Source organism: Paenibacillus sp. FSL L8-0502, from assembly GCF_038593055.1.
In the GTDB taxonomy this organism is placed as follows: Bacteria; Bacillota; Bacilli; order Paenibacillales; family Paenibacillaceae; genus Paenibacillus; species Paenibacillus polymyxa_D.
This window is the reverse complement of record NZ_CP151958.1, coordinates 2,618,353-2,645,128: the sequence shown is the minus strand read 5'-3', so window position 1 is coordinate 2,645,128 and position 26,776 is coordinate 2,618,353. Positions and strand designations below refer to the sequence as shown.

The window sequence follows — 26,776 nt, the reverse complement described above, 5'->3', positions numbered from 1 at the left end:
GTCTCAGGTCACCTCGGTCATGTATGTAATGATGTAACGATCATAGTGTACCACGAATCCGATCACAAAAAAACGGACGGAAATGAATTCAGTTCAGTGCTCTCACATTCCGCCCGCGATTTCCACACTCAGTTCGCAATCAAGGCTCCAGGCCCCAGACACGTTTGTCGTTTATATACAAAGGTGCTTTGTCCCAATCCTTATAAGAGGTCTTGGTAGAATCATAGGAAAAATCATCACTTTCGTTATAGTCGCTCCAGTCCGTCTTGTTCATGCGAATTTGAATATCTCCTGTATTTTCCCCTGCTGCCAGACTTCCCGCACCAGCTCCAAAGGAGATCTCCAGATAATAATCTGCACCTGTAACGGCCTTATCCAGTTTCACAAAACGTCCCTGAACGTTACTACTACCCAACTGTGCATAGTCACAATGGAATTCCTGTGACTTGTCGCCATCTACGGTATAGTAGTATCTCAGCTTAACATTTTTCAGTTCGACAGCCTCTTTACCCTTGTTTACAACACGGAACAGTGGCCGAATCTGGTTATCTCCCGGATTAGTGTCGCCCACGCGGTATTGGGCAATCACGTCTCCCGTTGCTGGAATGGGAGCTGCCGTAGGCTTAGCACTGACCTCGACAGAATCCGGGCTGGTTCCTAAAGAATTTGTTGCATTTGCTACATAATAATAAGTGGTTTCATTCAGCACTCCTGTATCCTTGTAAGTGCTGTCTGTTACCGTTGCTACTGTGGTATAAGGACCACCACTGGTTGTCGAGCGCTTGACCGTATAGCTATCGGCACCCGTCGCTTTGCTCCAAGTGAGTGTAACCTGAGCATCCCCTGCGTTTGCCTTCACATTTGCCGGAGCTTTGGGAGCTGTCGGCTCGGTTGGTCCACTACCGTTAATGAGACGGTCATACTCAGCATAAGCCGTTGCCATATCGACTTGGGACCAGAAACGGTGATACGTAAATTCTGGAGCACCTTTATCCCATTTTTTGGTCTGATTGTTCCAAGAAGTCGTGTATTTATCTTTAAGATAGGACCATTGCGGATCTTTAGTGATATTAGGCCGGATATCGCTATAGCTGGAATAGGTACCATTGCCGCCCTTGGACGGGTCAGAAGCGGTAGCGTCTGTGCCAGGGATCGTGTTGCCTTGTCCAGTCTTACCACTCCAGCCGTTCGGGATATACACTTCTTTAGTAAAATAACGATAATAATCCTCGCGAGCTTCCTTCGTTGTAATACCTATACCATCGTTATAACCCCATGCAGCATCAAGCAAAGCTTTAGACAGATCCTTAGCTTCCTTGCCTAACTCGGAATAGTCTCCTTTTTCAGCTTTCGTTCCAGCAGCAAAGAAAGTAAGTGCTTTAACATAGCTGCCCAGTACTCCGGCATCCTGCCCCGGATTCTTTGTTACCACATGGAGATTGGTATTCCCTTTATGATTGGCAAATCCGCTCCAGGTTTCAGGCTTTCCACTCCACTCCAGATTGCTCGGCAGCCAGAATTCGCCTTTAGCTGCTGTAGTAGCCACTTTCGGATTTTTGCCACCCAGAATACGCTTGCCTTGTGCATCCAAATAATATCCCTGCACGTCAGTCACAGGCCGTTCGTTGGCAAATACATAGTTCTTGGACCATGCGATCCAGTTTTCCGTCACTTGTTTAGCCATTTTAAACTGCTCGGACGAAGTATCCCCTTTCTTGGCTAAAATGTAGTACAGCTCGGCAACTCGCTCGACAGGCCAAGCCTGCATCCCGAACCAGTTATTCGACGGTGGATCGTTATATACAGGAGCCCCTGTATAAGCCATGCCATAAAAGGTACTTGTGCCAGATGGATAAGCCTTGTAGGCACCATCCCAGCTATTCGTCGCTCCGCCTGCAATGGCCCCCTCATCGGATTGCAGCCAAGTATAAAACTCCAGTTGGCGCTTCAGCGAGGTCGCCCAATCCTGTCCCGCCGTTGGTGAATTCGGTATTAATCCACCATCTTGGTTGGACAACGCATATGCTGCGACGACATTTTGGTAGCCCTGATGTGCATGGCTGGCACCAATACGCCAAGCCCAGTTGCCGCTTTGGCCAAGTCCGCCGCCCCAGGATGTATACCATGCCATCAGATAAAGACTGGCATCCTTGCCCGTACCAGCAATTGGACTTCCATTGGAAGCGCTTCCGGTTTTCTGGAAGTATTTATCGTACATGCCGTAACGCAAAAAGTCTCCCATCTTTTTGGCTTTAACCAAATATACGGAGTTGTCATATCCCAATTCCTTAGCCCAGTACATCGCTTGAACTGCCCGTGCATCTGCATCGGTGGCATTCGTGTAGCGCCATTGCTGTGCAGGGGCATTATTTTCCTTGGTGAAAAGGCTCATAAAGCCTTCATTAGACTTCCCAAACTTATGATTATCTTGTGATGGATGCGGTACAGCCTCCCAGACCGATTCCTGTTCCCCGCGCTGGAAGGTGTTTACATAGGCTGCTGTATGCGATGGATTCAGAAGATTTCCGAAACCGTACCAATTATCCACGTCCAGCAACCAGTGCATCAGATATGTCTGGTTGTTGCCATAGGTTGCCTTCAGCTCAGAGTCCAGCGGATCCTTGCCAGCACCATACTGACCACTCAGGCGGCTCGGGTACTGATCCGGCTGCGAATATTCTGCTGCATAAGTGGCGGGGCTGTTCGGGTTATAGTTACTCATTGTCGGTTGCTCTTCCTTACCGTCGCCTTCATTAACAGGAATGATATATTTCTCCATGTTGTCCCACGCGGATTCCAAATGCCCCCAATCCCCGGTATAATGACCATACAGTACTTCCAGCCACATCCAGTAGCTGTACGCTTCCGAAGTCGTTAAGTGTCCGTAATCCGGAGCCTCGCTCATGAGCGTTTCAACGGAATGATAAGGTATGCCTTCTTTTGAAAAGTATCCGCTAGCCGGATCCTTCAGCTGTTTATACAATTGTAGAAAGCGTGTCGATTCCGGTGTTGCAGCTGATGCACGGTCGGGTTCTGCCTGAAATAAGCCCAAGGTTAACGGAAGTACCAAAATAGCTGACATGACCATAGAGACAGATTTCCTGAACACGGATTTTCTGCTGATCACTTTGCATTCATCCTCTCCATTATCAATTTTGACGTTACACAAGATTTTATTCCGAAAAATGACAGCACAAAAAGACAGCACCATCACCTCACTTTCCCATAAAAAAGGTGGAGGACACGCTGTCTATTGCTCCAAATGCTTCGCATTGGCCCTGGAAAAAATATACCACACTAGGCGCCAAATGAGAGTCGAAAAATTATATATGTTTAGAGTTTCACAAGGAAAATTGACGAAATCAATTGGAATCGGTACTATTTCACAGGGAGGCGTTAAAACATGAAAATTTTGCTATTGCTTGGTTGTATCGTGATGTTTTTAGCCGTAGCGCTTGGAGCGTTCGGCGCACACGCATTGAAAAAGAGACTTTCCGCAGACATGATGAGCATATTCCAGACAGGAATTCAATATCAAATCGCTCATGGACTGGGTTTGCTGCTGCTTGGAGTTCTTGCTGACAGACTTGTCCATTCTTCTCTCATCGTAACCGCAGGCTGGGTTATGCTGGTGGGTATTCTCCTGTTTTCCGGCAGTCTGTATGCCCTTAGTGTATCCGGTGTGAAAAAGCTTGGAGCAATCACCCCATTTGGCGGGTTGGCTTTTTTGGCAAGCTGGGTCATTGTGATCGTGGCGGTTGTGCAGGGTTAAACAAGGGTAAAGAAACAGAGACTTGGAAAAGGAGGCGCTTCCAAGTCTCTCGAATTATTAACGTAGCATTCCTGAGTATTATGATAGAATACATTATTTCGTCTGCACTTGTTGCGCTTTCTGAGCGGCTATCCGGTGTCCTTCGATATAACGTCTGGATTCAGCCATCTCATGCTCCTGAGCAGCTTCCATAATAATATGAACCCCCGGCTTGTACTGCTCCAGCAGTTCCATGTAGAGGCCATAGTTCATGTCTCCAAAACCCGGCGGCACCGTCTCAATTTCACCCGACGATGACAAACGCCGGTCTTTGGCATGCGCAGCGATAATCCGGGGGCCCAGCAGTTGGAAAGCTTCCCGAATGATCTCATCCTGCTGCGCCATATTTTCCGTTTTCAGCAGATTACCAGGATCAATCACAACACCGATGTGTGAAGAGGGCACTTCCTCCAGAAAGGTAGCCAACTCTACGGCAGTTCCTACCAAGTGATCGTTTGCAGCTTCCAATCCTACGAATACGCCCCACTTCTCCGCTTCATCTGCTAATTCACGCACTACTTCCCTTACAACTCTCCAGTCACGTTCCGTATAGGCGGTACCATCCTCATTACGTCCCACTTCAGCTGCAACCATGGGTGCTCCTAACAGACCCGCATATCGGATCAGCTCTTTAAAGCGCTCTACATTTTCACGCAGCAATTCCTCATCCTGTACAAAAAAATGCAAATAGCACCCGAGCACCGATATGGAAACACCATGCTTACGAAATTCTTCTGCGATAGACAGTGCCAATCCCGGATTGAACTTACCCGGTTTATTAAAATCCACATCACTGATCGCTCTCCACGGAGCCAGCTGAACATGAGTAAAGCCCGCTGCGCCTACCTTTGCAGCCAATTCGCGATAAGGCAACTTGCCAAACAAATGTGCCAATACACCTACTGTCACTAAAATTCACCTCTTATTTTTATTTTTGTATGCTACTTGTTACCGTACTCTGCTCCAAGGTCTCATTGATGATGTGCGTAATCCGCTCCACTTCATCATGAATAAAAAAGTGTCCTCCCTCAAAGGTAAACATACGAAATTGCTGATCCGTATGCTGTGCCCATGCCTCCGCATCTTGTAAGGTCACCGTGTTATCGGTCATTCCCGTCAAAGCGGTGATAGGACAATGTAAAAGTGCGGCTTTAGCCGTGTACTTATACAACTCAACAGCTTTGAAATCCGCTCTTAACACGGGCATAAAATAGTCGTATAATTCCTGATTGTCAAAAATCGCTTCCGAAAGCTGACCGTACCGCTGCAAATGCGTCCTGAACTGATCTGCGGGCAGATCGTGTAACCACGGGGAATTTCTTGGGACATGCGGTGCCCGTCCACCCGAAACGAACAGATGAGCAGGCTTGCCATATCCACCGGCCACCAGCTTGTAGTACAGCTCGAATGAGATCATCGTCCCCATACTGTGGCCGTATATGGCATAAGGATTGCCGGGGGCTATCTCTTCGCTGATCTTGTGCATCAGATCCTCGCTCATCTCCTCAATGCTTTCCTTTAGCGGTTCCCCAGAACGAATACCCCTGCCCGCTAATTCCAGTGGAACAAGCTTAATCTGCGGAAGTAGCGACTTTTTCCATTTGAAGCTGACCGACGCCGATCCGCCTGCATATGGGATGAAAAATAATGTGATAGGTGCCATTCTTGCAACCTCCTGCCTTGCTAAGTTCTAACTTTTTCATTTTAGCATAAAAAGGTATATTTACCCATTTCAAATATTTTGCAAATCCCAGAAGAAAGGTTGAGAAAGTCAAGCGCATTTTACATAAAGAGGGGAATATCTTCCTAAAGGAAGAACGGCTTCATGTTTGAATATAATCATGTATTGGGCCTTTTATTTTTTCAAATCGAGAGGAGTTCTGCGCCGTGAAGTATGGTTTCTTCGATGATGTCAATCAAGAATATGTCATCCACACCCCTCAAACCCCTTATCCTTGGATTAATTATTTAGGTAATGAACGATTTTTTGGACTGATTTCCAACACAAGTGGCGGCTATGCATTTTACCGGGATGCTCGCTTACGTCGCTTAACACGTTACCGTTACAATAATATTCCTGTCGATAACGGTGGTCGTTATTTTTATATTTATGATGATGGGGATTATTGGACTCCAAGCTGGATGCCGGTTAAACGGGAGCTGGAGCAGTATGAATGCCGCCATGGACTTGGTTATACCTCAATTATGGGAGAACGCAACGGTATTCGAGCCACGCAGCTGGCTTTTGTACCCCTATCCTTTGACGGCGAAGTCCATCAGGTTAAGCTTCAGAACACATCGTTACAAACCAAAAAGATCAAACTCTTTTCGTTCGTGGAATTTTGTCTGTGGAACGCCTATGACGATATGACCAACTACCAGCGCAACTTGAACACGGGCGAGGTTGAGATACAGGACTCTGTCATTTATCACAAAACGGAATACCGTGAACGCCGCAATCACTATGCTTTTTTCTCTGCTAATCGTCCGCTAGCGGGTTATGATACAGATCGTGAAGCTTTTCTGGGACTCTACAACGGATTAGATCAGCCTCAAACGGTCGCCGCTGGGCAAGCCTCGAACTCTATTGCCAGCGGATGGTCCCCTGTCGGATCACATTGCATTGAGATCACGCTGGAGCCAGGCAAAGAAACAAGCTGTAACTTTATACTCGGTTATGTGGAAAATCCCGAGGAAGAGAAATGGGAGTCCCACGGTGTTATTAATAAAAAACAGGCACATGCCATGATTGCGCAGTTTGCGGATGAAGCCGATGTAAAACAAGCTTTGAGTGAACTCCGAGCCTATTGGAACAATCTGCTGTCCAAGTACACCCTTCAAAGCCACGACGACAAGCTGAACCGAATGGTAAACATATGGAACCCGTATCAATGCATGGTTACATTCAATATGTCACGTTCAGCTTCGTATTTTGAATCTGGTATCGGACGTGGTATGGGCTTCCGGGATTCAAATCAAGATTTGCTCGGCTTCGTCCACCAAATACCGGAGCGGGCACGGGAACGGATTATCGACATTGCCTCTACTCAATTTGAAAACGGCGGAGCTTATCATCAGTACCAACCGTTAACCAAAAAAGGAAACCACGAGGTTGGCGGTGGCTTTAACGACGATCCGTTGTGGCTTATTGTCGGTACCGCAGCGTATATCAAAGAAACGGGAGACTTTGGCATACTGGACGAACAAGTGCCCTTTGACGGAAATGTAGAGCGTACGGCTACGCTGTTTGAACATTTGAAGCGTTCTTTTTACCATGTAATAGATAATCTTGGTCCGCATGGTCTTCCACTCATTGGCCGAGCTGACTGGAACGATTGTCTGAATCTCAATTGTTTTTCCGCTACACCCGATGAGTCCTATCAGACAACACAAAATTTGGAGGGCCGAGTAGCTGAATCCGTGTTTATCGCCGGACTATTCGTATATACGGGACCGGATTTTATTGAGCTTTGCAAGCGCAGAGGTTTGGATGAAGAAGCGTCCACAGCTCAAGCCCATGTGGATCGTATGCGAGCAGCTACATTGGAGCATGGTTTTGATGGGGAATGGTTCTTACGTGCGTATGACCATTATGGAGACAAAATAGGAAGCAAGGATTGTGAGGAAGGTCAAATTTTCATTGAACCTCAAGGTTTCTGTGTCATGGCAGGAATTGGTGTTGAAGAAGGCTTGGCACATAAAGCTCTCGATTCTACACGTGATCGACTGGAAACTCCCTACGGCATCGTGCTGCAACATCCATCTTATTCCCGTTACCACATCAATCTGGGCGAAATCTCATCTTACCCTCCCGGGTATAAGGAAAATGCCGGTATTTTCTGCCACAATAACCCGTGGATTATGATGGCGGAAGCCGTAATAGGACGTGGAGATCGCGCTTTTGAGCTATATAGCAAAATTGCACCTGCCTATCTGGAGGACATCAGCGACATTCACCGCACCGAGCCGTATGTGTATGCTCAAATGATTGCGGGCAAGGATGCTGTTCGTGAAGGCGAAGCCAAAAATTCCTGGCTGACGGGTACAGCGGCGTGGAATTTTATAGCTATTACTCAATCCATCCTCGGTATCCAGCCGGAATGGGACGGTCTGCGTATTGACCCGTGCATTCCTACAGCCTGGGACGAATTCATAGTCACCCGCGTCTTCCGTGGCGATACCTACGTGATCCATATCACGAATCCACAGCATGTCTCCAAGGGTGTAGCTACGGTTACTGTAGACGGTACCCTCCTAACGAATAATATTCTGCCGGTTGCAGCGGATGGGGCTATCCACCAAGTAAAAGTGTTACTAGGTTAACAAGTTCATGGCCTTCAAAAAAATTAGCTTCAACTTCATCACATAGTATCTTATAATACGAGAATGGCTAAAGATACATTAAGTGTGGTGACATCATGAACAAGACAAAACGGCTTACTCAAACCATGGATTACAAAACAAAGCAAGCCCACTGGGTACGCAAAATGTTATTACTGTATTGGATGATTATAGCTGTACATTTTATCGTCCAGCTGGGCAGCTACTTATTTCTTGATTACGCCGCTTCGCCTTATGAATTTTACGTCGGAACCCTGATTGTTCCTACGCTAATCATGAGTGGTTCCAACTTACTGGCAGAGTTGGCTCATTTTAAATTTAACAGGTATTCTTTTGCGATCCTGTTTATGGCAAGCACCGTCATTTGCTGGATGATTATTCGTCTAAATTATGATATCCGGATTATTCCTGCGCTATGTTTGTTGCCTATTTTCTCTTCTATTCTGTTCTTCAATCGTCGCTTAATATGGCTTTCCTTTGTATTGCAAGTGGTCGTCTTTTTTCTGTTGCTGGCAGCAGATGGATCATTCCGCAGCTATTTGTCAGACTTTGATATTGTGGCGATTCCAACCTTTTTGATTATGTCCACCTTTCTTGCTCTCATTATTCAGGCCAGCGGCCGCGATTTGTTAGTGGATTTGTATAAAACAAAGCGTGCCCAACAGGAATTAATGATCAGTAATGCGATTATCAGCAAAATGTCAATGACTGATGGTTTGACAAAGCTGTACAATCATTTGTCCTTTCAAAACTTTTATGAAAAAGCACTCGAATATGCCGAACAAGGAGCGATCATCCATCTGGCGTTAGTGGATATTGATAATTTCAAGAAAATCAATGACAATTACGGACATCAGTTCGGTGATAAAATTTTGGAAGGCATCTCGCAAATCATTACAGAGCAAATTACAGCGAATGACATTCCGGCCCGCTATGGCGGTGAAGAATTTGCTATTTTGATGTTTGAGCATACTTCTGAGGAAGCCTATCAGATCGTTGAGAATATCCGGCGTGAAGTAGAGAATATGACCTTTCAGGAGAAAATGCAAATCGTTTCCGTAACCGTTAGCATTGGATTAAAAGGCTATACCGAGGATATGAACAAAGACAAAGATGTATTTTTCCAGGAGACAGACAACTATTTGTATCAAGCCAAGCGCTCCGGGAAAAACAAAATTGTTGCTCTTAATCATACCGCTTAATGTAAAAACGCTTCATTTGATGAGACTCCGGCTTGCCGGAGTTTTTTGTATATAGAGCTTAAAATGTAATAGAGTTGACAATTCCATAAGTTGAAACTAAAATCGTTACATATGTATTGGTTATTTACTTACGATAAATAAGTTCGAAGGAGATGGTTTTTAAATGTCAACCCTCGTTATTGTCGTTCACCCTGATCTTGCGGAATCTCGCATTAACAAAAGATGGGTGCAAGAACTCAAGAAACAATCCGGCGTGACCGTTCACAACCTGTATGAAGTATATCCGGATGAGCAAATCAATGCCGCCCAGGAGCAGGAACTGCTAGAGCAGCATGACCGTATCGTTCTGCAATTCCCTTTTTACTGGTACAGCACTCCTTCCCTACTGAAAAAATGGCTGGATAAGGTTCTAACCTACGGCTGGGCTTATGGGAGCGAAGGTGGCAAGCTACAGGGCAAAGAGTTGTTGATTGCCTTGTCTGCTGCCAGTGTTGAGGAAAACTATCAACATGACGGACGGAATAGGTATACGATCGAAGAGCTACTGAGACCTCTGGAAGCTACAGGCCATATGATTGGTGTCAAATTGCTCCCTTATTTCGTACAATATGGTGCTGCAGTATTGACCGATGAGCAACTAGACCAATCCGCACAAAAATACGCGCAAACAGTTATTTCTTAATTTTTTACTAGAAAGCCCCTTGGACGGCGCCTGTCATACCTGCTTTACAGCAGACGGCAGCTCCAACCAAGGGGCTTTACTGATTGATTACATCGTAACCAAGGTACTGGTTACCTGTGCCATGCTTTCTTTAATAATGTCGCAGCCCTTACGCAAGTTTTCCAAGCTTATCGTTAACGCTGGCATAATTTTAATTACTGTATCGTTACGCCCAGCACGCTCAACAATGAGTCCCCTACTAAAGCAGAGAGTCGTTACCTCCTTGGCGAACGCTTCTCCCAGATGAGATACATCAATCCCCCAGATCAATCCCATGCCGCGAATTTCAATAAGAGGATCTATGGATTGGATTTGTTCACGCAAGAACTGCTGAACAAAAGCCTCTTTTTCCTTCACTTGTGCTTCCAGCCCTACCGTATCTCTGAACTCAAGCGCCGCCTTTGCCCCGACGAAAGCAAGCTGATTTCCACGGAAGGTGCCGTTATGCTCACCTGGACTCCATATATCCAATTCTGGCTTGAGCAGCAATAGAGACATGGGCAAACCGTATCCACTGATCGACTTGGACAAAACAACCATATCAGGAACGATTCCCGCCCGCTCGAATGAGAAGAACGAACCAACTCGACCGCAACCGACTTGAATATCGTCCACAATAAGCAAAATATCATGATCATCGCACAACTGTCGCAAATCACGCAGCCATTCGGTATCTGCAATATGAATGCCGCCTTCAGCCTGTACCGTTTCCAAAATGATCGCGGCAGGCTTTTCCACACCTGAATGGGTGTCTGTTAAAAGCTGCTCCATATACAAAATGGTATCCATTCCGTTAAATGTGCTGTTATAAGGTATAAAGGTAACATTGTTCAGGGGAACCCCTGCGCTCTCTCGCATGGAGGTGTTGCTGGTAATCGATAAACTACCCAGCGACATTCCGTGGAACGCACCCATAAAGGCAAAAATACCATTTCTGTTTTTCACCTTGCGTGCAAGTTTCAGTGCTGCTTCCACCGCATTGGTTCCGGTCGGTCCGCAAAATTGCAGCTTATAATTCAAGCCCTTGGGCTGGAGAATACGCTCTGAAAAAGACTCCATAAACTCTTGCTTGGCCGTCGTGTACATATCCAGACCATGCATAATCCGATCGGATGTTAAATAATCCAATAACCGGTTTTTCATAAAATCATTATTATGCCCATAGTTCAAAGCCCCTGCCCCGGCAAAAAAGTCAATGTAACCCTTGCCTGTCTCCGTGTACAGTACATCGTTTTTAGCTTTGTTGAATACAACTGGAAAACTTCTGCAATAGGATCTTACATTGGACTCCAGCGCTTCGAATGTGTTCATGATCTCTCGTCCTCCCGCTGACCTGATTTTAAAAACATACAAGCATGGAAAGCAAAAAAAGTGTAAATATGTAATCTAAATGAGAAGACAGTCTGAATTCACAATGGGATATCCACACCAAAGAATCATGAGTACGATTACAAGAACAATTAAAGTACTAAAATTAAATATAGAGATAGCACATGAGAGTAGATTAGTAGAAGATTAAATAGTGGGTTTTTCTAAGAGGCCTATCAGAGGATGTCAACTCCTATGTAATAAAATACCATAATTTTCATTTAAGTCAATGCATGTTTCTGAGATGTTTTGTTAAATTTTTGTAATTTATCATCAGCGGCTTGTAGTATATTGTTAAAATAAAACGAAAAATGTCGTATTATAGTGATAAATCTCAAAAATAGTACATTTCCATATCAAATAGATATACATCTGGACTAATTGTCCACAGGATTGTCACAACAAACCTGATCTTTTGACAGACTGTCCAAAGGAGTTTACTCTATCAACAGAACCTGTCAAAACTTGTTGTAAACATTGCAGTTATCCTAACTATTTGGCTCGAATTTGATAGAAAGATAAGGAAATATGATCATGTCTAATGTTTTGATTATTGAAGATGACAATATGCTGGGAGATACCCTTTCCTTGTATTTAATAGGAGAAGACTACAACGTTACTCGAGTGGAACAAGCGTCTGAGGGTATTGCCAGGCTTAAGGTCGTACAGCCCGATATTATTTTGTTGGATCTGCTGCTTCCAGATTTGGATGGCGTGAATCCCTGCCCACTGATACGCAAGCATACGGACGTCCCCATCATCGTGATTTCTACAGAAAACAACATATCAGAGCGCATTCGTACACTTACGTTGGGAGCAGATGATTATATTTGCAAGCCTTTTAGTATGCAAGAGCTAAAAGCACGGATGGAGGCTCTTTTTCGTCGTATTGAAATCACGCGCTTACAAGGAAGTGGCAGAGCACCTGAACCTGAAACGGGCATTACTTTGGATCTAGCGAGAAGAGTGATTACCGTTAACGGACAAAATGTGGAGACAACATATTCAGAATTTGAGCTTATGAAGCTTTTTTATTTGAACCGGGGAATTGTATTCAGCAGGTATGCTTTAATTCAGGCTCTCCGTGGCACAGACTCCTTTATTAACGAGAGGGCCGTGGACGTACATATTAACCATTTACGCAGAAAAATCGAAAAAGACCCTAAGAAACCGCAATTGATTAAGACCATCTGGGGAATCGGCTACAAATTTATGCAATAACACGGTCAGCTCCAAGGAAGTGATGACTTGATTTGGTTAATATCCTTCTGAACCGTGCTCAGATGCTCTTTCCAGTCTGGATACAGTTCTCCTGTTGAGGTTTCATTGCTGCGCTTCAATGCCTTTTCCAGCTCTATAACCTTTGCCAGCAACTCAGGCGCGCACAGGTTCCCCGTTCCTCCCTTAAGCGAGTGGATTAATCGAAGAGCAGAAGATAACTGTCCATTGTCCATTTTTCTCACAACTCTTTTATCGAGATACTGGTATTCCTGTATCCATTTGTAAAGGGCAAATTGAAAAATATACACCTTGCCATCCATACCTGCTATCGACTGCTCAGCGTGAATACCATGTAAATCTTGCAGCCACGCTAAATTAATCCAGCTAGTTAACACTCTAGCAGCGGTCAGTTCATGGACAGGCTTGAGCAACACGGCATTAATACCGGCACGAAGACAAACTTCCTGTTCATGCTGCACAGCATCAGCGGTAAAAGCGATAATGGGAAGCCTGTTAAAAGCTTTGTTTCTCCGAATATGTCTCGCCGTCTCAAAACCATCCATCTCTGGCATATGCAAATCAAGCAGCACCATATCCCAGTAACGCAGTTCAAGTAACGCTATTAGTTCCCTTCCGTTCGTGACCATCGTTACCTCAAAGTTACGCTCTGCTAAAAACTCGGTAATCACCACCTGGTTAATTTCGTTATCCTCTGCTATGAGAATTTGATACTTTTGTGTTGTATCCCCTATCTCATTGCGGGAACTCATCGTCGCATGAGTCTCCAGAGTATTACCATCTGCAGGCACTGAATGTTCCTTCTTCCAGCAGAGAACCTCCAGCAGAGCGTTCCGGGTAACGGGCTTGGACAAAAAGGCATCCACACTATAATCCATGTCCCCTGCAGCTATTTTTTCCATCTGAAACACGGTTGTAAGTCCAATGATCTGAGTTATCTGCTTATCCAGCATTTGAAGCCATTGCCTCCGGGAGTCCAGTTCTCTCAAACCTTCCATCCCCATATCAATGATAACATAATCAAAATGCTCACCCTTTTGAAAAGCATCCACACTTTCTTGGAAGGATGAAATAGTGAAAGGTTTTAATCCCAAGTCTTGCAGTAGTTCGTTCAAGCTGTATCTCACCAGTTCATGCTGCGCAACAATTAGGGCTTTGCCTTTGATTTGTTTTTCTATTCGTGTGCTTCCTGCATTCAATTCCCCAGTTTCCAGCTCGACATTAAAGTGAAATTGACTGTACTCTCCTAATCGGCTTTTCACCTCTACTTTCCCCCCCATAGCTTCAGCCAAATGCTTGCTAATGGCCAAACCCAGCCCAGAGCCCCCATATCTGCGGCTGGTTGCTGTACTCGCCTGGATAAAAGGGACGAATAGCTTGTCCATACACGTCTCGGAAATTCCTATGCCCGTATCTTCTACCATAAAAGAAACGCCTACTCGCCCTTCCTGCTGACTTAGCATTTTTACCTGTAACAATACATGTCCCTGATCCGTAAACTTGATGGCGTTGGTCAGAAGATTTGAAAGCACCTGCTCGATTCGAAGCGGGTCTCCCTTAAAGCTTTTCGGTAACGCCGGGTCCATTATAAATAGAACCTCTATTTCCTTATCTTCAAGTAAAGTTCCAACGGTATCTGCGAGATGCCGAAGCATTTTTTCCGGCTCGAATTCTACCTTTTCCAGTTCCAGACTGCCGGCTTCCATTTTGGAAAAGTCCAATACGTTACTGAGCATGGATGAAAGGGTACGAGAGGAAGCGAGAAGCTTGTGGAGGTAATCTCTTTGAACGGCAGTCAGTTCAGTCTTATTTAACAGCTTTGACAGACCGATGATTCCATTCAGCGGGGTGCGGATTTCGTGACTCATATGAGCCAAAAAAATGCTTTTCGCACGGTTAGCCTCGTCCACTTCCTTTCTCTTCTGCTCTGAGGCTTTACACTCCGTAATATCCAATGCGTGACCGATAACAGAGCTAGTAACCCCGTCCTCCATAACCGGATGTAAGGTAATGAGAGCCGAATATTCCCAAAACTCCAATTCAAATACGGTCCGATCACCGAACCAGGCCTGTTTGTAGTATTGGCAAAGCTGCTCCATCGTTTCAGAGGAAAGCTCCAAAATGTCCCCAAGACGCTTCACATGCTCCCTTTTATTGTAGTTGACTTGCATATTCAGACCCACGCGCTCCAGCAATTCACCTTCAAGCAGCCTATAATAAAATTCATTACCGCTTTTCTCCAGCTTGAAGGTAAAGCCAGGTTGAACACCTAGTAAATTCAGCAGATCACGGTCTTTGTTTAACAAACGTTGTCCATATGTATACTTAGCGGTGGTTAAAGTGTGCACAAACAGAGTCATGAACATTAGACCCATCCCTAACTCTAGCACGCAGGTCAACGGTGTTTTATCGCTTATGCCAAAACATAAGAACAAAATTCCCGCTCCTCCATAAAATACACCTGTGATCGCCTGACGAACAAGTTGACGCTGAAAAACCAAAACTAACAATAAAATCACGATAGCACATAGCACTAAATCTCGAACCAAGTGTTCACCCCCCTATAATCTTCCATTTTTTATAATATATCAAAAACACAAAAAAACTCAGGACAGATTCCTTATGCCATAAGGCTTAAAGAACTGTCCCGAGCATTCATTGTACTATAGATTCCATAAGGTTCAAGCTCGTTTTAATATTTGAAACGACTGATCATCATCTTCAAATCAGCAGCCATCGTCGAAAGCAACTGTGCTGAAGCTGATATTTCCTCCATGGAAGCCAGTTGCTCTTGTGAGGAGGCAGCAACTTCCTCAGATGTGGCGGCATTACCGGTTGCAATCGTCGCCAGCTCGTTGGCTGTCGCTGCGATTTCTTGTACACTGGCTGATATTTGCTCTGCAATCGCAGCGACCTCCTCTACCTGAGGTGTTGTCTCTCGAATGCCTTCCATCGCATAACCCAGCTTGACAATGGTTGCTTTGGAAATCTGTAGTCCATCCTGCACCTCAGTCGTGACCCTGTCCATCGTCTTCACTGTTGTTTCGGTTTCATGCTGAATTTCGGCAATCAAGGTGGCAATCTGTGTGGCGGATGTCTGAGACTGCTCTGCTAGCTTACGCACCTCATCAGCAACGACGGCAAAGCCTTTTCCATGATCGCCCGCTCTGGCTGCCTCAATAGCTGCATTCAATGCCAGCAGGTTTGTCTGATTGGAAATATCGCCGATAACCTTCGTAATTTCACCGATTTCATGAGAGCGGGCTTGCAAGGTTTGAATCATCTGGTTGGAACGCTCTACTGATTGATGAATGGAGTTCATTTGCTCGCCTGTCTGCTCAACAGACTTTCGTCCTTCCTCGGCTTGCAAGGCAGATCGTTTGGCCAAATCAGCTACCGAAATCGATCGTTCAGCAATTTGGGTGATCCCTTGTGCAATTTCATCCAGGGCCACCGAATTACTTTCCAGCCCTGTAGTCTGCTTCTCTGCACCACTGGCAATTTCTTGTACAGCCTGAGACACCTGCTCACTTGCAGCACTGGTTTGTTCCGCGCTTATTGTCAGTTCATTGGAAGAAATTGCGACATGATCTGCACTGTTCCCTACGTTCTGAATGACAGATCGCAAGTTATTCTGCATATTTTGAAAAGCCACTCCTAATTCTCCGATCTCGTCCTCGCTCTTTACTTGAATGTCCTGTGTGAGATCTCCGGCGCTCACATTTACCGCTTGTTCTTTTAACTTTAAAATCGGTTTGATGATGGAACGGATCAGGAAATAAACAATGATAATACCAATCACAAGACAACCGACAATGGTTAGTAAAGTGCTGATCAAAATCGGTCCTGCTGCTTCATCGACTTCAGACAAATACAGCGTTCCGCCTATCTTCCAGCCAGTCAGCTTGTTAGTCGCATAGTTCATATATTTGAGCTGGCCCTCATACTCATACTCGTATTCACCAGTATCACTCTGAAACATGCGTGATTCAATATCTGTAATTTTGGTACCTGGTTCCTTCGTCGGATGAACAATGTAAGTATGGTTGTTGTCCAGCAATATGGCATAACCCTCATGACCTACTTTAATATTGTTCAACGTCTCTTTAATACCACTCATTTTCAGGTCAATGCCAATAACACCCGATCCATCTGACGTTGCCTTGGACACAGTAACCGTCATTTGCTTCGAGCTTGCCGAAAGATAAGGAGAACTAATTGCTGCCTTCGCTTGTTCCTTTATCGCTTTATCGTACCAAGGTCTGACTCGTGGATCATAATTATCTGGTAATTGCTTCTGTGGGTAGGTTGTAAATTTGCCGTCCTTCGTACCATAATAAATGGATTCTGTTTCAGGATGGAGTGCAATATATTGCTTAAAGAATTCTTCCAAATTCGCCGCTTGTTCCTCCGTCTCTACCCGATTGCCTTTTAGTCTTTCTGCAAAATAGTCTGCGTCATGTACCTTGGGTTCAATAGTACTATCAATAATAAAATTAGTGCGGACAATAGCCTGCTCGGCACTTTCTTCAATCTGGTTTCGAATCTGCTGACTCGCGCTTATAAACGACAAAGCCCCCACGATCATGGACGGTAAAATCAAAAATGCAATAAAGGCGACCATTAGCTTCGTTTTAAAATTTTTGCTGAGCTTCCTTGCGACTAGCCACTTTTTCCCCGATAACTTCTTCATTAATAAACATCTCCATTTCATTACCTGTATTTCCCAACCTATAGCGAACCTCTTCGTCTTGCCGATGACGACAATCACCCGACAGACTCTCTTTCACATTTTTCACATCTGCTGCTAAAACGCTTGGACATAAAAGATATAAACACGCTAGTTAAATAGGTATATGTACTTATTTTCGAAAACAGCAAGGCTGGTCGGAACCGGTTCTTTGATATAATATACCTAAAAAATATTAAAAAAAATGCAGTATAGATGTTAAGAAAGTGTTAGTTTCATCTCACTATACCTACCACTTAACATGAAAATAATCCCCCTGAAGGTAGCAAACATAGGGTCATTTTTGAAAATCGCCATATATTTTCTACTCCCAAGGGGATTAGGTTCGATCGCTTTATTCAGTTCTAATCCAACAACACCTTCAGATCTTCGAGCCTGGTAACAGGTGCCTGACAGGTAAAATGCTCACACACATATACGGCTGATTTGCCTTCCACAAGATCATAATCACGGATATAAGGAGCCGTCTCTGCAATCTCCGACTGTCCTTCATCCTTCAAAATAACGACCGTATTCGGCCTGAACCCAGCTCGAACCGCCTGAATGAACTGTACGGTCTGCGGATCATCCCTGTGACCCACAATCACAATCTCCTTCGTCGTTCCCGTCGCATACAACAACGCGCTGAGCAACGCGGAGTGGCCTGACGGGTAATGAGCAACCATACCGCCAAAAGCCTTAAACTGCTTGGCTGCATAGTTCTCCAATCCAGATTCACCCGTTAGCCGCGCAAGCCGCACAAAATTATAGGCCGCAATGCTGTTACCTGACGGAATGGCTCCGTCATCAATTTCTTTAGGCTTGGCAATGAGCTGCTCACTATCTGACCCATAAAAGAATAATCCGTCCCGTTCCTCATCCCAGAACAAATCGATCATATTTTGATTGAGCGTCAATGCCCGTTGCAGATATTGTACATCGAAGGTCGCCTGATATAGCTCGATCAAGCCCCACACATAAAAAGCATAATCATCCACATAACCGGGATAAGCTGCCTCGCCGTCCCGATAACGCGCCAACAGCCGTCCGTCCTCCTGTCTCAAATGGTTCCACAAAAACGTCTCCGCTTTCTGAGCTTGCTCTGTATATCTCGTGTCTCCAAAAGCTTGTCCTGCCTTCGCCAGTGCAGCAATCATCAATCCGTTCCACGAGGTCAAAATCTTGTCATCTTTGTGAGGATGAACCCGTTGTTCTCTGGCAGCAAACAGCTTGGCCCGTAGCTCACTAACCCGCTGCTCCAGTTCCTGCTCAGTCAAGTCATGCTTGATCCTATAGGCTTCCAGATTGATATCAATCAGGTTTGGAATGTTGTGACCTTCAAAATTGCCGTAAGGTGTAATCCCATACAAATCGTTGAAAAAGGCGGCATCCTTATCGCCTAGTACAGCCTTTACCTCAGAGTCGTCCCAGACATAGAATCTCCCCTCTTCTCCTTCGGAATCCGCATCCTCCGCCGAATAAAAGGCACCACCTGCATCCGTCATGTCCCTTGCGATATATGTAAAGATTTGTTCTGTAATCCGTCGGTACAGTTCCTTGCCTGTCACCTGCCAAGCCTCTGTATACGCGATGGCCAACAGAGCATTGTCATATAGCATTTTTTCAAAATGCGGCACCAACCACTTCTCATCCACGGAGTATCGTGAGAACCCCATGCCTATATGGTCGTAGATTCCGCCCCGGGACATCGCATCCAGCGTCTTCTCTGCCATTTCCAATGCCTGTTGATTCCCCGTATGCTGTGCATATCGCAGCAAAAAAGACAGGTTATGCGGAGAAGGAAACTTGGGTGCTTCCCCGAAGCCGCCATATTCCTTATCGAAGGTGTGGCTGTATTCATGGAAAGCTTTAGTCAAGCTCTGTTCATCCAGTTCACCCCGATAACCCGCAAGCAAGTCCTGCCGCTCATGCTCGATCAGTACCTGCTCACTCAACTCCACCAGCTCTTCCGGCTGTTCTTTCCACCGGGTACCCACCTTGCCAAGCAGCTCCAACAGTCCGACACGGCCAAACTTCTGCTCCTTGGGCAAATACGTCCCCGCAAAAAAAGGTTTCTGATCCGGTGTCATCAATATCGTCAGTGGCCAGCCTCCATGCCCCGTCATCGTCTGGCAGATGGACATATAGATATGATCCACATCTGGACGTTCTTCACGATCCACCTTAATGGATACATAATCCCGGTTTAATACCTCAGCCACTTCTTCATCCTCGAAAGATTCTCTCCCCATTACATGGCACCAATGGCAAGTGGAATAGCCAACAGATAGGAAAATAGGCTTGTTATCACGTTTAGCCATTTCAAAAGCCTCATCTGACCAAGGGAACCAATTTACCGGATTGTGAGCATGCTGTAGCAAATACGGTGATTTTTCCTTGGATAGTCTATTCGGTTTGCTGCTCGTTGTCATGGGACATCACCACTTCCGTAGTTGAATTTTATACTTGGTACTATTTTACCCTAAATGGGTGGTAAAAGTCGGAAGAGATGAAAAAAGATAATGACTCTCAAGCATTATACTCATTAGAATTTATATCAAAGATCTCGAGAGCTTTCAGTAAGGCGTATTCACTTGTTCTGGCCCCTTCTTTTGAAAAATGTGCATCCGGAAACGCGGGCGACATATGATGGTACCCGGGATAGACATGTAATTCGACTAAGACTCCATCAAAGGCCAATTGTTTTGCAAAAAACAAGGATTCATCAATGAATAAATCAATGGTACCTATATTTATATAAGTCGGTGGTAATCCGGCCAATGACTTAGCACGAGCCGGCACATAATACTCACATACCTCCTCCTGACCCGGTTCATCCCCCAATACAGATTTCCAGCCAAAATAATTACTTTGTTTTGTCCAAATAAACTCTCCTGCGTATGGGTGCTCTGGTGCGGTACTTGTGCGATCATCTAGCATTGGCCTCATTAATCTTAGATGATGGATTTCGAATTCCTTCTGATCACGAATGTACAAGGCTAGGCCAGCCGCCAAACCGCCGCCAGCGCTGCTGCCCCCTACGGCAACTTTCTGAGTATCTATCCCTAACTCTTCCGCATGTTCAATGCACCATTTTAGGCCCGAATAACAATCCTGTAACTGACTTGGCTGTACATGCTCTGGTGCTAGGCGATAGTACACGGATACGCAACAGAAACCATGTTGTGCCGCAAGAGATGCATTAGCAGGACGATCCACGACTGGACTTCCTAAGACCATCCCGCCTCCGTGTATCGAATAATATAGAGGCATCTTATGATGCTTTGATTGTTTGGGCTTAATGATTTCGATTTGAATATCTGGACCACTAAAATAACTTGGCACAGCCTTTTTTTCTAATGTAATAGGGAACATCTGCGTTACATCTATTTGTTGCATCATTTGAGATTGATTTTTACGTGCTTCCCTTAGTGTAGATTCGGTAAGATCGGTTGTTGGTATTAAATCAACTGCACTGATAATTTCTGGATCAATCAGATGTCTACTTCTACTTTTTTGCTCCCTCATAGTAATCTTTTCCTCACTTTCTTGTTTTAAAGACAATGAATCAATACATATTTCCCTTCAATTGTTGTTGTCGTTTATATTTATATTTTAAGTTTAAAATCAGCTTTATAAATGAAAACAACGAGTTAGAATCATTCTTGACATAAAAATTACAAAAAAATGGAATGCCAAAAAAAGTATTTCGGAATCTGGCTGTGGGAATGCGAAGGCACATCAAACCTTTTACCAAACAAAAAGACGCGACCGGATTGGTCGTTCATAGCGATTATCCGGTCGCGTCTTAAGCTTATCACGTTATGTCCATCTACTTTTTATGTGAATAAACAATTTTCTTAATGGTTTCGGTAGAGAGGAAAAACTCATTAGCTAATTGCTCGATACTGCTTCTATTTTGAAAAGCATTTCTGATTGCGGCATTTCGCTGTTCTAGCAACCATCTCCCGCCACTCAAGCTTCCCCAATCCATATATTCCGTTTTTGGCTTAGGAATATACAGAGTCTCTCCTTGAACATATTTTTGGATTTCTATAATTAATTCTTGAGGTAAAACTTTGGAAGCATTCGTATATCTCAATTTTACTCGCCCCTTATTTTGATTTTTTAAAATAAGGTGCAAAGCCAAAAATATTAAAAAGCTTATTCAGCGTTAAAAATTGTTTCGCCCCATACAAAGTAACGCTTTCTTAATAATTGGCTTTGCATGAGTGTAAGAAGTCACAGACAATCCTAACAGATTCTCCATCAGTAGGCACCCCCTTTTACCTCGCAAGTATAGCATAACTTCTGCTCACCTGGGACCAGCTAAATGATATCAGCAAAAAGCAAGCGATTAAAAATTGAGCCGTTAGATAGCTGATTTTAAATACTAACCATGAATACGAACCACATAAATCCGTAGATTAATGCCACTAGCCCTACAATGCCCAACAAGCAAAAAAGTAAAAGCATAAAAACAAATTTTTTACCATCCATAACCGACTCCCCAATACTTTTTTCAGAGTGTGAGACACACTTTCTAACTTAGCTTCCGAATAAAAATTTGAAATTAAGTGCATTTATCCAGCTGAACAGGAGTCCTCGTTAGCCTAGGAGCGGCTTCTAGATGTTACTGATTTACACTTTCTGCTTGGTTAGCCTGTCTTGCGTTTATTTTTTTCATTGCAAATCTTGCTATTGGCTGAGCATGGTAGGCTACACGAGTCGTGCCAATATTGATAATGTATAATCAAGCATAAGACTCATAAAGGAGCATATGAACCAGATGAACAATTTTTTGAATGAATTTGAGGAAAGATTTAGGGCAGGATTTTTGGATGATCTTAAAAGCATACTGGAAGAAGTGAAGAATGAGAAGGTTTACGCCTGTGCTTTTGGCACAGACAGCGATTTTGTCACCTTGTTTCTAGCTGTTAATACAGAAGAATCCCTTGTTAGACATATCACAAACATGAAAGCCGAAGGCCTGTGCGACAGCAAGGAAGATGAAAATTATTATAGATGGGGATTTTGCGAATATCAATATGGCGATGCAACACACTTGAATCATATAAGCAAATTTCTATATGCAACCGAAAATGTGTTTGATTATAAAGATGAAATGATAAAAATTATGGCCAAGGTAGTTAAGGAAACAGACGACGTGCTTTTCAATCAATTTGGTCAAGCCAAAGAAGATATTATTTTTTTCGTGTCCATGACGGATGATGATATGGCCGAGGAACTCGAAGATCAGTCTGTAATTCAGATGACAAACGCCAAACTAGTTGATGGCTTCTTGCATCGTTATCAATAGAAATACAGTTTGAAATATTACACTCATTTCGTTCAGGTAGTTGCTTTAATTCGCAATGTGCTTGTCCCATGCATCTATTGATTACGTATCCTTTTCATTTGGTTTATCTCCATTAGATACGAATAAACCTATTTCTCCTCATGGTTCGAGTTGAAATAAGTTTATTTAAAGCTTTCATCCAGATGAACAGGAATTCTTACCATTCAACTTCTTCAAATAATCGGAAAACCATCTTTTTTTCAAATTCATCTAAAGTTCTAAATCCAGATATTTCTTCTTTCTTTTCTCCAAGTTTTATCAAAGTCGCTATTGCTAGGTCTCCCACCTTATAATAACCTAATAGTTTATCTTGGGGTTCCCTTTTTAATGATAATTCACTTAATTTTTTTATCATTTTCTCTGTACGGAAGCCTTCTTTTCCTATCTGTGTCATTGCATGATATAAGACTATGGGGTTATTATCTTCTAACAAATTTTCTAATTCACCTATTTGAACCTTCCCCTTCCGCTATCTTCTTTAATATACTTCATTTTAATCCCAGCTAAGAGCTATAAATTGGAATGACCGGGAAAATGTTTTATCAGAAATAACCACTATGATGAGTTCCACATTTCTCTTCGCAAACTACGCCGCTATCATACTCATGGTATGGGAATCCGTTTGTTTTACTGAAGCGAGACTCCGGTGCAGCTTATGATTAACGATTCCGATTACCACGTCCGGCTCCATTACATCCTGATGGGAGAGCATAACCAATGTTGCAATATCCCCCCTATGATATGCCGCTGTCAACGCTCTCAGAAAAGTTTTCGAGTTTTCACTTTCCGGTAAGGATAACTCTCCTTTGAGGAGATCCTCCTTGACTGCTTCAAGCGATTTTCGTGCCCGGTGGAGTGCAACTTTTACCGCTCCCTCCGTTGTTTTGAGCATGTCGGATGTCTCACGAATCGAATATCCAAACACATCTCGTAGCAAAAAAACTGTTCTCTGAAGCGGAGATAAATGATTCATTAAGGAATGTAACACTATCTCGATTTCAAAAGATCCATGATCCGGCACAGTTACTTTCGCTTGTTCTCTATTCAATACCCGACTGTAGACTGCTTCTCTCCGTATCTCATCAATCCAGGTGTTCTTCGCAATCCGCAACAAAAGCGCTTTGGGGTTTGTATGTTCGAGATTGTTTAACTTTCCTAATGCTTTTACCCAAGTATCCTGAGCCAATTCTTCCGCATCCCAATTTGATTTCGTAAGCGACAGACAGTAACGCTTCAGGACTGCCTGTAATTCCTCCAAGTTCTCGATGTTTATTGTATTATCTGTCATTTGTATAGAATCATCTATGCGCATAGGTCCTCTCCTCCACGGTCTTATTCTGCCCTTTCCTAGAGCAAAGCCTTTGTTACCTCCAATGTAAACGAATAAGTGGTTGTAAAAGTTACACCATTTACGCAAATCGTTTTCCCATTGAAACCTCCGTATCTTTTTACGGCCTCGGTTCGTTTACAAGGAGAAATCAACTGAAAACAGGAAATTGGGGGTATCAAAATGAGTGTTTATGTTCCTTATGTTGTTGAGCAAACTGCTCAAGGTGAAAGATCGTACGATATCTATTCCAGACTATTAAAGGATCGTATTGTGTTTGTCGGGGCAGCCATCGATGATCATTTGGCTAACAGTATTATTGCTCAATTATTGTTCCTGGCGGCAGAAGATCCGGAAAAAGAAATTTACATGTATATCAACAGCCCGGGTGGCTCTACTTCCGCAGGATTTGCCATTTATGATACGATGCAGTACATCAAACCTGATGTACACACGATATGTACGGGATTCGCTGCTTCGTTTGGCGCGATCCTGTTGCTAGCGGGCGCCAAAGGGAAACGTTCGGCGTTGCCGAACAGTGAAATCATGATCCATCAGCCGCACGGCGGCGCACAAGGTCAGGCCAGCGATATTGCGATCAGCGCAAAACGAATTTTATGGACTCGTGAAAAGGCAACCCGTATCACAGCTGAACGGACCGGACAATCTTTTGAAAAAGTCGAAAAAGATATGGACCGGGATTTTTACATGTCCGCTCAGGAGGCACTGGAATATGGTGTTATTGATCAGGTGATCACTTCTTTATAGAGTATGCTCAAACCCTAATGATCCGCAAGAAACTTTAAGAAAATATGAGGTGATATCATGTTAGCAAGTTTACAAGGTAAGGAAGTAACTATTCATTTTATAGATGGGGCAAATGTATGCGACGGGATATTGGATCAGATTGACGACAAGTTCGTTAAATATCTTACGCAATATCAAACGCTTGTTATTCCTATCACATCTATTCGCACCGTATCCATTGACATTAAGGAACGGCAACGCCATAGAGTTGGATTCGCCCCTTGAACCTATTTTAGTATGGGTGTCAATTACATTGTACGGAGGCCCTATATTATGTAAATTTTACAGGGAGTAGAAATGCTTCAGCTAAGACGTGTCGTTCGACAAACTAAAAGCTGTGATTTTGACGCATCATGATGTCGATCATATAGGTTGTCTTCCTGAGATTTTGCAGGAGTGTGGCGATCATATTAAAGTCTATGCACACGAACTGGATAAGCCGTATATTCAAGGGGAGATCCCACTTTTAAAAGATAGTCACCTTGTGCATCGCCCGAAGGGCAAAGTGGACGATACCTTAATAGATGGTCAGGAACTGCCGTTTTGCGGCAGGATTCACGTCATCCATACGCCTGGGCATACACCTGGTCATATCAGTCTTTATTTAAGGCAAAGTAAGACTCTTATAGCCGGGGATTCGATGTACAGTGTAAGCGGGGTTCTCGGGGGAATTCATGTTCCGACCACACCGGATATGGATGCAGCTCGTCTTTCATTGAAAAAGTATTTAGATCTCGATATTGCATCCGTAGTTTGTTATCACGGGGGATTAAGTAATGTACATGTGAATGATCAGATATTAGGACTTAGTGGCGAGTTAATTTATAGCGAATTGAAGCAACCCCGTAAATGACCGGGGTTGCTTTTATAATGTTCATATGAATTGTATCTAATGCCCACACTTTATTGATAGACACGCACGTAATCGACTAGCATTTGGGACGGGAACTGCGTCGAGTTATTGGGAGCACCAGGCCAGTTTCCGCCGACCGCTAGGTTCAGGAGAATAAAGAACGGCTGCTGAAATTCTTCGGTGTTCCCGGTTCCGTTCTCTATATAAAATTCATTGAACTGCTGTCCGTCGACAAACCAGCGGATATACTTGGAGTCCCACTCGATGCTATACACATGGTATTGGGAAAAATCCAGATTGCCCGATACCCGCCCAAAGTCAGCGTGGCCTCCCGCATCCCAATGCACAGTACCGTTCACAGAAGGATTGTTGTTTACACGTTCCATAATGTCGATTTCTCCGCATTTCGGCCAACCTACCGAGCTGATGTTGCTGCCTAACATCCAGAAAGCTGGCCATATCCCTTGACCGGACGGTAACTTGATGCGCGCTTCTACTTTCCCATAAGTAAATTTTTTCAAGTCTTGAGTTTTGATCCGGGCAGAGGTGTAATTCATTCCGCCATAAGCTTCTTTTTGTGCCGTAATCACCAGATTGCCTTCGGTAACCTGCAAATTCTGCGTACGGTTGGTATAGTACTGCAGTTCATTGTTTCCCCATCCGCCGCTTCCGGTACCGATTTCAGGGGTCCAATTGGACCGGTTTAACGAAGTTCCATTAAATTCGTCGCTCCACACAAGATTCGAGTTCGGTGCTGCGCTTGTATGCATTTCTGGAAGCAGAACGATTAGGAGACTGAGCAGCGCAACCGCACATAATCCTTTTCTTAGCATTAGTTCCCTCCTCAATAATAATCCAGGTTCTTAGACACTTCAGAAAAATAAGCCTTCAAGCGGTATTGACCATTGAAACGGGGATCACCTCTCTTTATATTTTTCTTCTTGGACAGCTCATAAGTTAGAATCGTAGATAGACGATTGAAAAAATATACCGCTCAAGCAGGAGTATAATGGAAACAA

At 44.1% G+C, this 26,776-nt stretch carries 19 protein-coding genes and 2 pseudogenes; 9 read left to right on the top strand and 12 right to left on the bottom strand.

Translation table 11 applies throughout. From position 1 onward, the window contains the following. Positions 1-139: 139 nt before the first annotated feature. Positions 140-3,088, bottom strand: coding sequence for a glycoside hydrolase family 48 protein (locus tag NSQ57_RS11795; protein ID WP_342426127.1), 2,949 nt, complete (start codon positions 3,086-3,088; stop codon positions 140-142). A gap of 315 nt (positions 3,089-3,403) precedes the next feature. Between NSQ57_RS11795 and NSQ57_RS11790 the strand changes: the two genes are divergently transcribed. Next, positions 3,404-3,772, top strand: a complete 369-nt coding sequence (locus NSQ57_RS11790) for a DUF423 domain-containing protein (RefSeq protein ID WP_029515033.1) — start codon at positions 3,404-3,406, stop codon at positions 3,770-3,772. A gap of 93 nt (positions 3,773-3,865) precedes the next feature. Here the strand turns inward: NSQ57_RS11790 and NSQ57_RS11785 are convergent, their stop codons facing one another. Then, positions 3,866-4,720, bottom strand: a complete 855-nt coding sequence (locus NSQ57_RS11785; RefSeq protein WP_039275066.1) for a sugar phosphate isomerase/epimerase — start codon at positions 4,718-4,720, stop codon at positions 3,866-3,868. Positions 4,721-4,739: 19 nt separating this feature from the next. Then, a complete protein-coding gene (locus NSQ57_RS11780) occupies positions 4,740-5,474 on the bottom strand; it encodes an alpha/beta fold hydrolase (protein ID WP_341040451.1) in 735 nt (244 codons plus the stop codon). Positions 5,475-5,698: 224 nt separating this feature from the next. Here NSQ57_RS11780 and NSQ57_RS11775 point away from each other — a divergent pair, with 224 nt between their 5' ends. The 3 genes from NSQ57_RS11775 (at position 5,699) to NSQ57_RS11765 (ending at position 10,036) form a co-directional block, all read left to right on the top strand. Continuing rightward, a complete protein-coding gene (locus NSQ57_RS11775) occupies positions 5,699-8,134 on the top strand; it encodes a glycosyl transferase (protein WP_342426059.1) in 2,436 nt (811 codons plus the stop codon). Between the two features lie 95 nt (positions 8,135-8,229). Next, on the top strand, positions 8,230-9,354 hold the full coding sequence (locus NSQ57_RS11770; protein ID WP_029515039.1) for a GGDEF domain-containing protein: 1,125 nt from the start codon (positions 8,230-8,232) through the stop codon (positions 9,352-9,354). Between the two features lie 163 nt (positions 9,355-9,517). Then, entirely contained in the window at positions 9,518-10,036 is a 519-nt protein-coding gene (locus NSQ57_RS11765) for an NAD(P)H-dependent oxidoreductase (protein ID WP_341070811.1), read from the top strand. 87 nt (positions 10,037-10,123) lie between these two features. Here NSQ57_RS11765 and ectB read toward each other — a convergent pair whose 3' ends face one another. Next, on the bottom strand, positions 10,124-11,386 hold the full coding sequence (gene ectB, locus NSQ57_RS11760; protein ID WP_029515041.1) for a diaminobutyrate--2-oxoglutarate transaminase: 1,263 nt from the start codon (positions 11,384-11,386) through the stop codon (positions 10,124-10,126). Positions 11,387-11,977: 591 nt separating this feature from the next. Between ectB and NSQ57_RS11755 the strand changes: the two genes are divergently transcribed. Further along, positions 11,978-12,664, top strand: coding sequence for a response regulator transcription factor (locus tag NSQ57_RS11755; RefSeq protein WP_341070809.1), 687 nt, complete (start codon positions 11,978-11,980; stop codon positions 12,662-12,664). Between the two features lie 5 nt (positions 12,665-12,669). Here the strand turns inward: NSQ57_RS11755 and NSQ57_RS11750 are convergent, their stop codons facing one another. The 5 genes from NSQ57_RS11750 to NSQ57_RS11730 all read right to left on the bottom strand — a co-directional run bounded on the left by NSQ57_RS11750 (position 12,670) and on the right by NSQ57_RS11730 (position 21,513). Further along, the gene (locus NSQ57_RS11750; RefSeq protein ID WP_342426058.1) at positions 12,670-15,231 is read right to left on the bottom strand and encodes a response regulator; all 2,562 of its coding nucleotides are present in this window, start codon (positions 15,229-15,231) and stop codon (positions 12,670-12,672) included. A gap of 143 nt (positions 15,232-15,374) precedes the next feature. Further along, entirely contained in the window at positions 15,375-17,375 is a 2,001-nt protein-coding gene (locus tag NSQ57_RS11745) for a methyl-accepting chemotaxis protein (protein WP_342426057.1), read from the bottom strand. A gap of 401 nt (positions 17,376-17,776) precedes the next feature. Next, positions 17,777-19,843, bottom strand: a complete 2,067-nt coding sequence (locus NSQ57_RS11740) for a thioredoxin domain-containing protein (RefSeq protein WP_039275054.1) — start codon at positions 19,841-19,843, stop codon at positions 17,777-17,779. A gap of 97 nt (positions 19,844-19,940) precedes the next feature. After that, positions 19,941-20,939 (bottom strand): alpha/beta hydrolase, encoded by a 999-nt coding sequence (locus NSQ57_RS11735; RefSeq protein ID WP_342426056.1) that lies wholly within the window; start codon positions 20,937-20,939, stop codon positions 19,941-19,943. Positions 20,940-21,243: 304 nt separating this feature from the next. Beyond that, on the bottom strand, positions 21,244-21,513 hold the full coding sequence (locus NSQ57_RS11730; RefSeq protein WP_039275052.1) for a CD3324 family protein: 270 nt from the start codon (positions 21,511-21,513) through the stop codon (positions 21,244-21,246). Between the two features lie 687 nt (positions 21,514-22,200). Between NSQ57_RS11730 and NSQ57_RS11725 the strand changes: the two genes are divergently transcribed. Then, on the top strand, positions 22,201-22,731 hold the full coding sequence (locus NSQ57_RS11725; RefSeq protein WP_342426055.1) for a DUF4303 domain-containing protein: 531 nt from the start codon (positions 22,201-22,203) through the stop codon (positions 22,729-22,731). A gap of 196 nt (positions 22,732-22,927) precedes the next feature. Here the strand turns inward: NSQ57_RS11725 and NSQ57_RS11720 are convergent, their stop codons facing one another. Together NSQ57_RS11720 and NSQ57_RS11715 are read right to left on the bottom strand one after the other, a co-directional pair. Next, on the bottom strand, positions 22,928-23,203 hold the full coding sequence (locus NSQ57_RS11720; RefSeq protein ID WP_039275043.1) for a hypothetical protein: 276 nt from the start codon (positions 23,201-23,203) through the stop codon (positions 22,928-22,930). A 153-nt stretch (positions 23,204-23,356) separates the two neighbouring features. After that, positions 23,357-24,082, bottom strand: coding sequence for an RNA polymerase sigma factor (locus NSQ57_RS11715; protein WP_342426054.1), 726 nt, complete (start codon positions 24,080-24,082; stop codon positions 23,357-23,359). Positions 24,083-24,280: 198 nt separating this feature from the next. Here NSQ57_RS11715 and clpP point away from each other — a divergent pair, with 198 nt between their 5' ends. From clpP to NSQ57_RS11700, 3 genes and pseudogenes are all read left to right on the top strand, one after another. Continuing rightward, the gene (gene clpP / locus NSQ57_RS11710; protein WP_013310269.1) at positions 24,281-24,865 is read left to right on the top strand and encodes an ATP-dependent Clp endopeptidase proteolytic subunit ClpP; all 585 of its coding nucleotides are present in this window, start codon (positions 24,281-24,283) and stop codon (positions 24,863-24,865) included. Positions 24,866-24,922: 57 nt separating this feature from the next. Then, entirely contained in the window at positions 24,923-25,129 is a 207-nt protein-coding gene (locus tag NSQ57_RS11705; protein ID WP_039275041.1) for a hypothetical protein, read from the top strand. An 88-nt stretch (positions 25,130-25,217) separates the two neighbouring features. Further along, positions 25,218-25,757 (top strand): annotated as a pseudogene (locus NSQ57_RS11700) (MBL fold metallo-hydrolase); the annotation flags it as partial. A gap of 53 nt (positions 25,758-25,810) precedes the next feature. Here NSQ57_RS11700 and NSQ57_RS11695 read toward each other — a convergent pair. Then, positions 25,811-26,590 (bottom strand): annotated as a pseudogene (locus NSQ57_RS11695) (glycoside hydrolase family 16 protein); the annotation flags it as partial. Positions 26,591-26,776 lie beyond the last annotated feature (186 nt).